Annotated in this window: 11 protein-coding genes and 1 tRNA gene; all 12 read left to right on the forward strand. The window is 46.0% G+C overall.

Translation table 11 applies throughout. From position 1 onward, the window contains the following. Nucleotides 1-35 precede the first annotated feature (35 nt). The 12 genes from TOI97_RS08300 (at nucleotide 36) to TOI97_RS08355 (ending at nucleotide 14,263) form a co-directional block, all read left to right on the forward strand. Complete coding sequence (locus tag TOI97_RS08300) at nucleotides 36-2,411, forward strand: DNA translocase FtsK (RefSeq protein ID WP_321553659.1); 2,376 nt, start codon at nucleotides 36-38, stop codon at nucleotides 2,409-2,411. A gap of 71 nt (nucleotides 2,412-2,482) precedes the next feature. After that, nucleotides 2,483-3,142 carry an outer membrane lipoprotein chaperone LolA gene (gene lolA, locus TOI97_RS08305; RefSeq protein ID WP_407651338.1) on the forward strand — a complete coding sequence of 220 codons (660 nt, stop codon included), beginning with the start codon at nucleotides 2,483-2,485 and terminating at the stop codon, nucleotides 3,140-3,142. A 2-nt stretch (nucleotides 3,143-3,144) separates the two neighbouring features. Continuing rightward, nucleotides 3,145-4,473, forward strand: a complete 1,329-nt coding sequence (locus tag TOI97_RS08310) for a replication-associated recombination protein A (protein ID WP_321553660.1) — start codon at nucleotides 3,145-3,147, stop codon at nucleotides 4,471-4,473. Beyond that, nucleotides 4,470-4,847 carry a fluoride efflux transporter CrcB gene (gene crcB, locus TOI97_RS08315; protein WP_321553661.1) on the forward strand — a complete coding sequence of 126 codons (378 nt, stop codon included), beginning with the start codon at nucleotides 4,470-4,472 and terminating at the stop codon, nucleotides 4,845-4,847. The genes TOI97_RS08310 and crcB overlap by 4 nt, the downstream gene beginning before the upstream one ends. A gap of 14 nt (nucleotides 4,848-4,861) precedes the next feature. Next, nucleotides 4,862-6,142, forward strand: a complete 1,281-nt coding sequence (gene serS / locus TOI97_RS08320; RefSeq protein WP_321553662.1) for a serine--tRNA ligase — start codon at nucleotides 4,862-4,864, stop codon at nucleotides 6,140-6,142. Nucleotides 6,143-6,306: 164 nt separating this feature from the next. Continuing rightward, nucleotides 6,307-7,692 carry a siroheme synthase CysG gene (gene cysG, locus TOI97_RS08325; protein ID WP_321553663.1) on the forward strand — a complete coding sequence of 462 codons (1,386 nt, stop codon included), beginning with the start codon at nucleotides 6,307-6,309 and terminating at the stop codon, nucleotides 7,690-7,692. A gap of 363 nt (nucleotides 7,693-8,055) precedes the next feature. Beyond that, nucleotides 8,056-9,285 carry an aspartate aminotransferase family protein gene (locus TOI97_RS08330; protein WP_321553664.1) on the forward strand — a complete coding sequence of 410 codons (1,230 nt, stop codon included), beginning with the start codon at nucleotides 8,056-8,058 and terminating at the stop codon, nucleotides 9,283-9,285. A gap of 86 nt (nucleotides 9,286-9,371) precedes the next feature. Continuing rightward, nucleotides 9,372-9,653 carry a topoisomerase II gene (locus TOI97_RS08335; protein ID WP_321553665.1) on the forward strand — a complete coding sequence of 94 codons (282 nt, stop codon included), beginning with the start codon at nucleotides 9,372-9,374 and terminating at the stop codon, nucleotides 9,651-9,653. Nucleotides 9,654-9,781: 128 nt separating this feature from the next. Further along, a complete protein-coding gene (gene alaS / locus TOI97_RS08340) occupies nucleotides 9,782-12,406 on the forward strand; it encodes an alanine--tRNA ligase (protein WP_321553666.1) in 2,625 nt (874 codons plus the stop codon). Between the two features lie 84 nt (nucleotides 12,407-12,490). Next, a complete protein-coding gene (locus TOI97_RS08345; protein WP_321553667.1) occupies nucleotides 12,491-13,720 on the forward strand; it encodes an aspartate kinase in 1,230 nt (409 codons plus the stop codon). Between the two features lie 189 nt (nucleotides 13,721-13,909). After that, entirely contained in the window at nucleotides 13,910-14,101 is a 192-nt protein-coding gene (gene csrA / locus TOI97_RS08350; RefSeq protein ID WP_321553668.1) for a carbon storage regulator CsrA, read from the forward strand. 71 nt (nucleotides 14,102-14,172) lie between these two features. Beyond that, nucleotides 14,173-14,263, forward strand: a tRNA-Ser gene (locus tag TOI97_RS08355). The last annotated feature ends 97 nt before the right edge of the window (nucleotides 14,264-14,360 follow it).

A 14,360-nucleotide genomic window follows, 5' to 3' on the forward strand; every position in this document is an offset into this window, starting at 1 on the left:
AGCCTTATTTTATTTAGGCCACTTAGGATGCTTTTTTGAAGAATACAGCAAGCAAACCTGAACAATCCACGTGGAAGCAGCAGGCTCAGTTGCGCCTTAAAGAAGGCGGGCTGATCCTTTTAGCGGTGCTTTGTATTTATTTGTGGATGGCATTACTAACCTTTGATGCCAATGATCCTAGCTTTACTAACAGTATTGCGCCTAGTGATACGGTGGCTAATGCGGGGGGGGCTATTGGTGCTTGGATCGCTGACGTGCTATTTAGCCTGTTAGGTTATTTTGCTTGGCTTTTTCCTTTGGTTTTAATGCTGAAAACGGTCTTGGTTTTTCAAAACCGATATGAGCGTATGCATTGGAACGGTTGGTTGTTTGCCTTGCGTGCTTTTGGCTTTGTTTTTTTATTGTGTTCGGGAGCTGCACTAGCGCACATTCACTTCCCTGTCCCTGAGCTTGCTCCACAGAATTTTAATATTTTGGGTGAGGCGTTGGGGCAGGGTTTGGTTGGTGTGCTTAATGTGGAAGGCACAACCTTATTGTTATTGGCTTGCTTCCTTTTTGGTTTAACGGTGTATGCCAATTTATCGTGGTTTAAAATTATGGATGGTATTGGTGAGATCACTTTGCGTGCCAGTGTTTGGGTTAAAGAGTGGTTGCAGAATACTTTGGGTGAAGTACAGGAGCGCAAGCAGGAAAAGCAACAGCTTTATGAGCAAAAGCATGAAGCTATAAGTAAGGCAGTGCCGCTCGAGGACGGTGTGGAACAGCAGCCAGTATCTAAAGTGATGGCTGATAAAAGTGTGAAAGCTGAGCGTCGAGAGCCCGTAGTGAGCGTGCCTGTAATTCCTCTTGCTGAAACAGTTGAGAGTAAACCGCAGTCGAGCAAGCAGGCCAAGGTTGTTGAAGGTGCCGCGAGTGCAGAGGTGCTTGATACTTTGCCTGAATTTTCATTATTGGATAAGGCTGAAAAAGTTAAACCGAGCTATTCAGAAGAGTCGCTGCAAGAAATGTCACATTTGCTTGAAGCGAAGCTCAAAGAGTTTGGTGTGCAGGTAGAAGTGGAGTCGGTACATCCAGGGCCTGTAGTGACACGTTTTGAAATTCAGCTAGCTCCAGGTGTGAAGGTGAGTCGCATTACTAACCTAGCGAAAGATCTTGCGCGCTCTATGGCAATGATCAGTGTGCGCGTTGTAGAGGTGATTCCAGGGAAAACCACTGTGGGAATTGAAGTGCCCAATGAGGATCGTCAAATCGTGCGCTTTTCGGAAGTGATTGAAACTCCGGAGTTCACCGAAGCGAAGTCACCAGTGACCGTTGCCTTAGGGCACGATATTGGTGGTCAGCCAATCATTGCGGATTTGGCTAAAATGCCACACTTACTGGTTGCAGGTACCACAGGGTCGGGTAAGTCGGTAGGGGTCAATGCAATGATTCTATCGATGTTGTTTAAGTCAACGCCGGAAGAGGCGAGATTGATTATGATTGACCCAAAAATGCTGGAGTTGTCGATCTATGAAGGTATTCCGCACTTATTGTGTCCGGTCGTAACAGATATGAGTGAAGCGGCTAATGCATTACGTTGGTGTGTTGCTGAAATGGAGCGTCGCTATAAATTGATGTCAGCGATGGGGGTGCGTAATCTTGCCGGTTTTAATCGGAAAGTGAAAGAAGGTATCGAGGCGGGTGTACCATTAGAAGACCCACTATTTAAGCGTGAAAATATTGATGATGAAGTGCCGTTGTTAGACAAACTGCCAACGATTGTAGTGGTCGTGGATGAGTTTGCTGACATGATTATGGTGGTCGGTAAAAAAGTAGAAGAGCTGATTGCACGTATTGCACAAAAAGCTCGAGCTGCCGGTATTCATTTGATTTTAGCGACTCAGCGTCCTTCGGTGGATGTCATTACGGGGTTGATTAAAGCTAATATCCCAACCCGTATTGCATTCCAAGTGTCCAGTAAAATTGATTCACGCACTGTTCTGGATCAGGGTGGAGCAGAACAGTTGTTAGGTCACGGTGATATGCTTTACTTGCCGCCAGGAACCAGCTTACCGGTTCGTGTGCATGGTGCGTTTGTTTCTGATGATGAGGTGCATCGTGTGGTTGATGCTTGGAAGTTGCGCGGTGCACCCGATTATATTGAGGATATTTTGGCTGGTGTTGAAGATTCCGGTAGTGGTTTTGATGGTGAGGGTGATAGTAGTAGTGAAGATGATCCTCTGTATGATGAGGCGGTGAATTTTGTTACTGAATCGCGCCGCGCATCGATTTCCTCGGTGCAACGCAAATTTAGAGTGGGTTATAACCGAGCGGCACGAATGGTGGAAGCGATGGAAGCAGCGGGCGTAGTTTCGGCCGCAGGTCATAACGGGGCGCGAGAAGTGATAGCACCACCGCCCGTGCGTGATTAGTTGAGAATGTTTTTGCGTTTCACTTGTCCAACTTAGGACCTATTTCGCAACTCAGATAAAAGAGATGAACGATGCGCACATTATATAAAGGTTTACTCGGGTTGTTGGGCAGTGTTATGTGCAGTGCTGTGTTCGTTGTACCGCAAACTGTACAGGCCAACGAAGCACAGCAACAGTACTCGGCGAATAAGCTAAGTGAGCTGTTAAGCAAAACACAAACTATTAGTGGTGGCTTTTCTCAGTTAACCTTAGATGCCACCGGCACGCAGCTGCAGGAAGCGACAGGTCAGATGGTGTTGCAGCGCCCAGGTTTATTTCGTTGGCATACAGATCCGCCACTGGAGCAATTGTTAGTGTCCGATGGTGAAAAAGTGTGGTTGTATGATCCGGATTTAATGCAGGTGACAGTTCAGAAAATGGATCAGCGCTTAACTCACACGCCTGCCTTATTGTTATCTGGCGATGTGTCCAAAATTAGCGAGAACTTTGCGATTAGCTATCAAGAAGCTGGAACAATGATTGATTTTACGCTAACACCAACGGCTAAAGACACACTCTTTGATACCTTGCGTTTGTCTTTTCGTAATGGTGTGATTAATGACATGCAATTATTAGACGCAGTGGGGCAACGTACCAATATTTTATTTACGGCTGTAACGGTGAATGAGCCTGTGGCTGCCAGTGAGTTTGTTTTTACAGCACCGGATGGTGTTGATGTGATTGAGGAGTAGGTGTGCAACTCTTTAGCTGTGAGCCTATTGCCCAGCCGTTAGCTGCTCGTTTGCGTGCCAGTTCGCTGGAGGAATATGTTGGTCAGCAGCATATTTTAGCTGTAGGTAAGCCGCTACGTGAGGCTTTAGAGCAAGGTGCCTTGCATTCGATGATCTTCTGGGGGCCGCCAGGTGTAGGTAAAACTACTTTGGCGCGCTTATTGGCACAAGTAACAGATGCACATTTTATTACGCTGTCGGCCGTACTGTCTGGCGTCAAAGAAATTCGTGAGGCGGTGCAGGAGGCCAAGCAGCAGGCTGCGCAGTACGGCCGGCGTAGTATTTTATTTGTGGATGAAGTTCATCGCTTTAATAAAGGTCAGCAAGATGCGTTTCTACCTTATGTAGAAGATGGTACTTTTATTTTTATCGGTGCCACAACTGAAAATCCGTCCTTTGAATTAAATAATGCATTGTTATCTCGTGCTCGTGTTTATGTTTTACAAAGTCTTGACGATACAGCGCTCCAGCAGCTGATCACCCGGGCTTTACATGAGGCGCGAGGTTTGGGGGAGCGTCAGTTGTCCATTACATCTGAAGCACAGGAATTGTTGTTGCGTGCTGCCGATGGTGATGCGCGTCGCTTATTGAACCTACTAGAAAATGCAGCGGATCTTGTGGAGGATGGTGCCTGTATTGACAGTGAGTTGCTCGGAAATGTACTAGGGGACAGCATGCGCCGCTTTGATAAAGGTGGCGAGGCTTTTTACGATCAAATTTCTGCGCTGCACAAGTCTGTACGGGGCTCTAATCCGGATGCTGCGCTGTATTGGTATACTCGTATGCTCGATGGCGGTTGTGATCCGTTGTATGTTGCACGGCGCGTAGTACGTATGGCCAGTGAAGACATTGGCAATGCGGATCCTCGTGCGTTGACTTTATGTGTTTCCGCTTGGGATGTCCAAGAACGTTTAGGGAGTCCAGAAGGTGAGTTAGCCATTGCGCAAGCCATTGTTTATTTAGCTTGTGCGCCAAAAAGTAATGCGGTTTATATGGCTTATAACGCTGCGCGGCGTGATGCGCAAGGATTTGGTTCTTTAGAAGTGCCTATTCATTTGCGTAATGCGCCAACCAAACTGATGAAAGAGTTAGGTTACGGTGATGAATACCGTTACGCTCATGATGAGCCTGAGGCGTATGCGGCAGGAGAGGATTATTTTCCTGAGGCTTTAATGCCGCGTCAGTATTATCAGCCGGCAACTCGAGGCTTGGAGATCAAAATAGGTGAAAAGCTGCAGTATTTGAAACGGCTTGATGCTCAAAGTTCTAAGCAGCGGCGAGCAGTGAAATGAGTGACCTAGTAGTGGTTGCTTTAGGGGGGGCATTGGGTAGTGTTTTACGCTATTTTGTGGGACTCGCTGTAGCTACTATTTGGCCAACGCAGCTGCACATTGCAACACTTTTCGTTAATATCGTTGGTTGCTTTTTAATCGGTTGTGTTTTTGCCTGGTTTATTGGGCGCCCTGGGGCTTCAGAGGTGCTCAAACTGTTGTTGATGACCGGTTTGTTAGGCGGTTTTACCACGTTTTCTACATTTTCTTTGGATGCGCTGCGCATGTTGATCGATGGGCAGTTCATGCATGCTTTATTTTATATGGGCGTCACCTTGTTCGGTGGTTTATTAGCTACTGGTTTGGGTTTGGCGCTGGTTAAATTTTCTCTGTAAGAACGGATACTTTTATGCTTGATTCAAAACTGTTACGTACCCAACCGCAAGAAATCGCTGAGCGTTTAGCTACGCGAGGTTATACTTTGGATGTTGCTCGTTTAGAAAGCTTAGAAGGCAAGCGTAAAGAAGTGCAGGTGCGTACTGAGCAGTTGCAGGCTGAGCGTAACAGTCGTTCTAAGTCGATTGGTCAAGCTAAAGCACGTGGTGAAGATATTGCACCATTACTTGCCCAGGTAGAGCAGTTAGGTGGTGAGCTAGAAGCCGGTAAACGTGAACTAGATGCTGTTCAGGCTGAGCTTGATGCGATAGCTTTAGATATACCAAACTTGCCAGAAGCAACAGTGCCGCAAGGTGCGGATGAAGAGGATAATGTTGAGGTGCGCAAGTGGGGTACGCCGCGTACTTTTGAGTTTCCAGTACAAGATCATGTGGCGTTAGGCGAAGGCATTAAGGGTTTAGATTTCGAGGCTGCGTCTAAATTATCTGGTGCACGTTTTTCTGTTATGAGAGGTGGCATCGCACGTCTGCATCGCGCATTAGCACAGTTTATGCTGGACTTGCATACTGCTGAGCATGGATATCAAGAAACTTACACGCCATATTTGGTACAAGCTTCTGCGTTGCAAGGTACAGGTCAATTGCCTAAGTTTTCAGAAGACCTATTCCGTGTTGAGCGTGATGAGCAAGCCCCCTTGTATTTGATCCCGACAGCAGAGGTTTCTTTAACCAACACTGTTGCTGGTGAAATTTTAGATGCTACGCAATTACCAATTAAAATGGTTGCACATAGTCCATGCTTCCGTAGTGAGGCAGGCGCATCAGGCCGAGATACGCGGGGGATGATTCGTCAGCACCAGTTTGATAAGGTTGAATTGGTACAAATTGTTACGCCTGAGACTTCCGTGGCGGCACTCGAAGAGTTAACTGGCCATGCTGAGAAAGTTTTGCAAGCATTAGAGTTACCTTATCGTGTGATGGCGCTCTGCACTGGAGATATGGGGTTTGGTGCCAGCAAAACTTATGATTTAGAAGTTTGGATTCCGAGCCAAGATAAATACCGTGAGATCTCTTCGTGCTCAAACTGCACGGACTTCCAAGCGCGCCGTATGCAGACGCGCTATCGTAATCCTGAAACTGGAAAAACGGAGTTGGTACATACTTTAAATGGTTCAGGTTTGGCAGTAGGGCGCACTTTGGTTGCAGTGATTGAAAACAATCAGCAGGCTGATGGCAGTATTACGGTTCCAACTGTGTTACGCCCATATATGGGGGGGATGGATATTATTTGCTAAGGCATGAGCAGTATGATCGTGCTTGTTTAATGATTGAAAACAAACAAAAGCGACTTGGCTACAGTTGAGTCGCTTTTTTATTGGCAGCAGCATATATGGTCAATTTAGTGCTGTCTTGAGCCGGTGGTGCACACTGCAAGATTGTTTTTCGCAAGGGAGTTTTGATGGATTGTTTGCCGTTATTTCACAAGCTGCGAGGGCGTAATGTGCTACTAGTTGGTGGTGGAAGGCTGGCTTTACGAAAGGCACAAGTCTTATTGGAAAGTGGTGCACGAGTGCGCGTAGTTGCGCCTTCGATCAGTGTTGAGCTACAAGAGCGCGTTGTAAGACAGCAAGGCGAATGTTTATGGCGAGCATATCAGTCCGAAGATATGCGAGGGTGTAGCCTTGTTTTAGCAGTAACCGATCAGATGTCAGTCAATACCAAGGTGGCTGAGCAGGCTCAAGAGCAAGGTATCCCAGTCTATGCGGTGGGGTTACCATGTTTATCTAGCATTATTTTTCCCACCATTGTGGATCGCTCGCCATTAATCGTTGCTGTTTCTACTGTGGGGCAAGCTCCTGTTTTAGCGCGTTTGGTGCGGGCTAAAATTGAAACTTTGTTACCAGCTAATTATGGGCATTTAGCTAAGTTGGCTGCACGCTTTCGTGATCAAGTTAAAGCTTGGTTGCCTCAAGTACAGCCGCGTCGTGTATTTTGGGAAGATGTATTTCAAGGGCAGGTTGCCGAGCATGTGTTTGCAGGGCGTGCCCAAAAGGCTGAACAGCTGCTAGTTGACAAAATTCACAGTGCATCCACTCAGATCTGTGGCGAAGTGTATTTAGTGGGGGCTGGTCCAGGTGATCCTGACCTGTTGACTTTTAAAGCTTTACGTTTAATGCAGCAAGCCGATGTGGTGTTATATGACCGGTTGGTTTCGCCGGCGATCTTGGCTCTGTGTCGGCGTGATGCTGATCGGATGTATGTGGGTAAGCAGGCCTCAGAACACAGTGTGCCGCAAGAGCAAATTAATCAACGCTTGGTTGAGTTAGCTAAGCAAGGTAGAAGGGTTGTGCGTCTGAAAGGTGGTGATCCATTTATTTTTGGTCGTGGCGGTGAGGAAATTGCCGAGCTGGCTGCGCAACATATTCCCTTTCAAGTCGTGCCAGGTATTACAGCAGCTTCAGGTTGCTCCACTTATGCAGGCATTCCTTTAACCCATAGAGATTACGCACAATCTGTACGTTTTGTTACTGGCCATACAATAGGTAATGAATTGGATTTACCTTGGTTGGAATTGGCGGTGCCATTACAAACTGTAGTGTTTTATATGGGCTTAGGTCGTTTGTCCAATATTTGCCAACAGCTCATGGCTCATGGGCGAAGTAGCGATACACCTATTGCTTTAATAGAGCGTGGAACGACACCAGAACAACGGGTATTTACGGGAACTTTAGCGGATATTGAACAACGGATGGAAGGTCAGGCAGTGCAAAGCCCAAGCTTAATCATTGTTGGAGAGGTGGTGCATTTGCATGGCAGCCTACAATGGTTCCAAACAGTGCAGTGAGTATTTGTTTGGAGTGAATAGCATAGGTAGGTGCTTCATACTTAAATAGGTGACTGAGCGGTAATGGCTTAAGTTCTTTCGCTTAAGCATAAAGTTGGCGCTCAGAGTGAGCGGTTTTGCGCATGCTGTAGCGTATAGTGCGCAAGAGTTTTTCGTTCTTTGGGCTTGAATACAATCGTTGAAAACTATAGGGCCGCAATATTGATAGCAGGGATGATGCCAGGATTTACAATGACGCAGAAAGTTTATGTTTGTTGTGCGTTTTTTTATTGATCTGGGTTTAAACTATTGCATTGCGTTTAAACGCAACTCATTTATTCAAGTAGGTTATTTACCAACAGGATTTTATCCGGGAGAGTAGGCATGTCCATTCAAGAGGCGCAAGTGAGTCGCGCTGATTTTGATCAAGTTATGGTGCCCAATTACGCACCAGCAGGCTTTGTACCAGTACGAGGTGTGGGGTCGCGACTCTGGGATCAAAGTGGGCGCGAGCTGATCGACTTGTCCGGTGGTATTGCTGTGAATGGTTTGGGGCATTGCCATCCTGCTTTGGTTGCTGCTTTAACTCAGCAGGCTCAGCAGTTATGGCATGTATCTAATGTGTTTACTAATGAGCCTGCTTTGCGTTTGGCACGTAAATTAACTGAAGCGACCTTTGCTGATCGTGTCTTTTTTAGTAACTCAGGTGCAGAAGCTAATGAGGCTGCACTAAAGCTAGCACGTAAAGTTGCTTACGATCGTTTTGGTGAGCAAAAATATGAAATTATCTCGACTGTAAATAGTTTTCATGGTCGTACAGTATTTACTGTGAATGTGGGTGGTCAACCTAAGTATTCAGAAGGTTTTGGGCCGCGTCCAGAGGGTATTACTCATGTGCCTTATAATGATTTAGCTGCAATGGAACGCACCATTTCTGAGCGCACTTGTGCGGTGATTTTAGAGCCGATTCAAGGAGAGAGCGGCGTATTACCTGCTGACCAGACTTACCTTGATGGTGTGCGCGCACTGTGTGATAAGTACGATGCATTACTGATTTTTGATGAGGTGCAAACAGGTGTTGGTCGTACCGGTAAGCTGTTTGCTTATGAGTTGTATGGTGTGACGCCTGATGTATTGACAACAGCGAAAAGTTTAGGTGGTGGCTTTCCTATTTCGGCGATGTTAACCACAGAGCAGAATGCTCAGCATTTATCAGTAGGTACCCATGGTACAACGTTTGGTGGTAATCCACTGGCCTGTGCCGTGGGGGGGGCGGTGTTGGATATTATTAATACTCCTGAGGTTTTAGCAGGCGTTGTAGAAAAAGGTGAATACCTGCGTGAAAAACTACGAATTTTAGGCGAAAAATACGGTGTATTTGCTCAAGTTCGCGGTAAAGGTTTGTTGGTAGGAGCGGTACTACATAAACAATATCAAGATCAGGCCGGCGCACTATTAGCCGCAGCAGAACGCGAAGGGTTACTGGTATTGGTGGCGGGTCCAAATGTAGTGCGTTTTGCGCCCAGTTTGATTGTAGAGCAGGTCGATATTGATGAGGGGCTTGCACGTTTTGAACAGGCTGTTGTGAAATTTGTAGCGCAGAACGGCGCATAAGCTTCACACTGCTGATATAGCGCACAGATTTAGAGAGATTCTGCTGTGCGCCATCTTATTTTATTGAACGTTGAGTAAAACAGATTATGACGACAGGTTTAAAGTTGATTCTTGAAAGTGCAGATGGCTCGCATACAGAAGCTGAATGTTCACGTTTTGCGGTGGTTTGGCAGGGCAAAGAGATTTGGGTGCAAACAGTCGGCGACGGTCAGTTATTGATGGGTGTAGATGTTGAGGAAGGTGACACCGAGTATGCCAATATGGTCTTGCGTCCACTGGCCAGTAATTTAGTTGGTTTGCAGCTGGAAATGGAAGCGGCCGATGTAGCTGCAGATGATCATGTGCATACAGATGAATGTGAGCACTGATCGTTAATTTTGTCGTCTGCAGTTAAACGCTGCAGGCATCGTGCATCAACGATATAATGCGTCTTTTGAGTCGGTAAACAGGCCATATCGAGCACGCAATTACCGTTATTTTAATTTTGGAAGAGTATATGAAAAGCGCAGAAATCCGCGAAGCCTTCTTTCGCTTCTTTGAAGAAAAGGGTCATACCCGCGTAGCCTCCAGTTCATTGATCCCTGCCAATGACCCAACGCTATTATTTACCAATGCGGGCATGAATCAGTTTAAAGACTGCTTCTTGGGTTTAGAAAAGCGCGCCTATACACGTGCGGTCACGAGTCAGAAGTGTGTGCGCGCAGGTGGTAAGCACAATGACCTGGAAAACGTCGGTTACACTGCACGCCATCATACCTTTTTTGAAATGCTCGGTAACTTTAGTTTTGGCGATTACTTTAAGCGGGATGCCATTCATTATGCGTGGGAATTTTTAACCTCCGAGAAGTGGTTGAATCTGCCTAAAGAAAAGTTATGGGTCACTATTTATGAGAGTGATGATGAGGCTCATGATATTTGGGTGAAGGAAGTTGGAGTGCCAGCTGAGCGTGTCATACGTATTGGTGACAACGGTGGTGCACCTTATGCATCAGATAATTTCTGGGCTATGGGTGATACTGGGCCGTGTGGTCCATGCTCTGAAATTTTTTATGATCATGGTGAACATATTTGGGGTGGTTTGCCAGGTTCACCGGAAGAGGATGGTGATCGTTATATCGAAATTTGGAATAACGTTTTCATGCAGTTTAACCGCACCGCAGATGGTGAAATGCATCCGTTGCCGGCACCAAGTGTCGATACTGGAATGGGGCTAGAACGTATCAGTGCCATTATGCAACACGTGAATTCTAACTACGATATTGACCTCTTCAAGAGTTTATTGAGCGCAGTCGCGCAGGCGACAGGACATGTTAATGATGATAATCCGTCATTGAAAGTGATCGCTGATCACATTCGGTCATGTAGTTTTTTAATTGCCGATGGTGTGGTGCCTTCCAATGATGGTCGTGGTTATGTATTACGTCGTATTATTCGTCGTGCTTGCCGCCATGGTCACAAGCTGGGTGCGCAAGGTAGTTTTTTCTACAAAGTTGTTGCTGCACTGGTTGAGGAAATGGGTGAAGCCTTCCCAGAACTGCAACACAATCAAGCACAGATTGAGCGTGTTTTAAAGACTGAAGAAGAGCAGTTCGCTAAAACACTGGAGCAAGGCTTGCGTATTCTAGAGCAAGACTTAGAGGATCTCGAAGGTACAGTAATTCCGGGGGCGATAGTATTTAAATTATATGATACTTATGGTTTTCCTATGGATTTAACTGCTGATATCGCCCGTGAGCGAGACTTGACTGTGGACGAAGAAGGCTTTGAACGAGAAATGGAAGCGCAGCGTGAGCGTGCTCGCTCAGCCAGTACTTTTGGTATTGATTACAATGCTTTGGTTAAAGTCGACAGTGAAACAGAGTTCCTTGGTTATCAAAAACATCAAGCCAATGCCAAAGTACTGATGATTCTGAAAGATGGAGAGCAGGTTGATACGGCTGTAGAGGGGGAGGCAGTGGTGATCGTTTTGGATCGTACGCCTTTCTATGCTGAGTCCGGTGGTCAGGTGGGTGATTGCGGTTATTTAAGTACCGACAGCTTGCATCTTGATGTCACCGATACAACGAAAAGTGGTAGTGCATTTTTGCATCATGGTCGCTTGACCCAAGGTCATGTCAAAGTGGGTGATAGTGTCAGGGCAACAGTGGATGCGCAAGTACGCCATGCTACTGCTTTAAATCACTCAGCAACGCACATTTTGCATGCAGCTTTACGTGAAGTTTTAGGGGGGCATGTGCAGCAAAAAGGTTCTTTAGTGGATAGTCAGCGTTTGCGTTTTGATTTTAGCCATTTCGAGGCGCTAACCCCTGAGCAGATTAAGACCTTAGAAGCGCGCGTGAACCTCGAGATTCGTAATAATACTGAAGTGATGACCGAATTGACTGATATTGAAACTGCGAAAGCTAAAGGTGCCTTAGCGCTCTTTGGTGAAAAGTATGGTGACGAGGTGCGTGTATTAAGCATGGCCGATGGCTTTTCGGTAGAGCTTTGTGGTGGCACTCATGCGCAGCGTACCGGCGATATTGGGCTGTTTAAAATCACTAGTGAGGGTGGGGTTGCGGCGGGTATTCGCCGTATTGAGGCTGTGACGGGAGAAGCAGCATGGAATTGGTTGTCTGGCGCGGAAGAACAGTTAAAACAAGCTATGAGCCTAGTGAAAGGCACTCGTGAGAATCTTTTAGATAAGTTGCAAGGTTTGCTTGATCAACAGCGCAGTTTAGAAAAAGAAATAGAGCAGCTTAAGGCTAAAGCAGCTAGTGCAGCAGGCAGTGATTTAGCATCTGCGGCAGTTGAGGTGAATGGTGTTAAGGTTTTGACTGCGAGCTTAGATGGTTTGCAGAATAAAGAGCTGTTAGCTTTGATTGATCAGTTAAAAAATAAACTTGGTAGCGCTGTAATCTTGTTAGCAGGTGTAAGTAGTGACCGTATTGCATTGGTTGCAGGTGTGACCAAAGATTTAACAGGGCGATTTAAAGCTGGCGATTTAATGAAGCAAGCGGCAGCTGTTGTCGGCGGCAAAGGCGGTGGGCGTCCGGATATGGCTCAAGGTAGTGGTGTTGACCTTGATAAGCTTGAGAAAGCGCTGGCTGTTACGGCTGAGTATGTGGCCGGCCAGAGTTAATCAAAGCCTGAAGGCTATGGGTAAGTTGATCTTGCCTACCTATATGAATGTTTCAACGCTAATAATGATTAAGGCGACAGTTAAATGGCATTGATCGTACAAAAGTTTGGTGGCACTTCGGTGGGTACGCCGGAGAAGATTCAGCGGGTCGCGGAAAAGATAGCTCAGTTTAGTGCGGCAGGTGACGATGTTGTTGTTGTTGTGTCAGCGATGAGTGGTGAAACCAATCGTTTGCTTGCTTTGGCGAAAGAAATTACTACTAAACCTATTGCACGTGAAATGGATGTCATGGTTGCTACAGGTGAGCAAGTAACTATTGCTTTGCTTGCTATGGCATTAAATAGGATTGGTGTTCCAGCAGTTTCTTTTACTGGTGCGCAAGTGCCTATTTTAACTGATAGTGAGCACGGTAAAGCGCGTATTTTAAGCATTAATGAATCCAGTGTGCGGGCACAATTGCAGGCAGGCAAGGTAGTTGTGGTGGCTGGCTTTCAAGGTGTGGATGAAAAGGGTGACATCACGACGCTGGGGCGTGGTGGCTCAGATACGACCGCTGTGGCGTTAGCTGCTGCATTGAGGGCCGATGAGTGTCATATCTACACTGATGTGGATGGTGTTTACACTACAGATCCTCGTGTTGTGCCGCAAGCACAGCGTTTGGAACGTATTACTTTTGAAGAAATGCTTGAGATGGCCAGTCTTGGCTCAAAAATCCTGCAACTGCGTTCTGTCGAGTTTGCTGGTAAATACAATGTTCCGCTACGCGTATTGCATAGTTTTCAAGAGGGCCCTGGCACTCTAATTACGACTGATGATGAGGACTCTATGGAGCAACCAATTATTTCTGGCATTGCTTTTAACCGTGATGAAGCCAAATTAACCATTCGTGGCGTGCCAGATAGGCCTGGTGTTGCTTTTAAAATTTTAGGGCCGATCAGTGCAGCAAATATTGATATTGATATGATTGTGCAGAACGTTGCTCAAGATAATACTACGGACTTTACTTTTACTGTGGGGAATCTTGACTACGATAAAGCACTCGAAATATTACAAGCAACTGCTAAAGATATTGGTGCCGGTGAAGTTGCAGGAACTACTAGTATTGCCAAGGTGTCTATTGTAGGCGTTGGCATGCGTTCGCATCCTGGTGTTGCAAGCAGTATGTTTGAAGCCTTGGCTAAAGAGAATATTAATATTCAGATGATTTCCACATCCGAAATTAAAGTCTCAGTGGTTGTTGAAGAAAAATATGTGGAGCTTGCTGTTCGTGCTTTGCATACAGCTTTTGGGCTGGACGCTTCTAGGAAAGTATAGCGACAGCTATTTCCAGTGATTGTCTATCAGGGACATGTGGTTTGAAAATTGGCAGTATTGTTCTTCTAAAAAAACTTTACTGTCAAAAATTGTTTCTGATCATATGCGGTCAAGCTTTATAGGTGTAGGCTGTTTGCACTTTACAGGTACAAACTGTAATCCAAAACTACTGAATCAAGGAGATAAATGATGTTGATACTAACGCGTCGAGTCGGAGAGACGCTCATGGTCGGTGATGATGTAACTGTCACTGTGCTTGGTGTTAAAGGTAACCAAGTGCGTATTGGTGTAAATGCGCCGAAAGAAGTCGCGGTGCATCGTGAAGAGATTTATCAGCGTATTCAGAAAGAGAAAGAAGAGGCTGGAAATAACGAAAACTGAGAAATTTAATCTTTTTTCGTTTTTGCCCTTTACATTTTTTTAAATGTAGGTAATATACGCTCCGTTGTTACGGAGAGGTGGCCGAGAGGCCGAAGGCGCTCCCCTGCTAAGGGAGTACACCTCAAAAGGGTGTCGAGGGTTCGAATCCCTCCCTCTCCGCCATATTGAGTATTGAAGAGCTAAAAATTGCAAAGAGTTTTTAAATAAGTGAAAAACTCCTTGATTATCAAATAAATAGCTCTATAATACGCGCCACAAC

This window comes from Denitrificimonas halotolerans, from assembly GCF_034259425.1.
GTDB classification, from domain to species: Bacteria; Pseudomonadota; Gammaproteobacteria; order Pseudomonadales; family Pseudomonadaceae; genus Denitrificimonas; species Denitrificimonas halotolerans.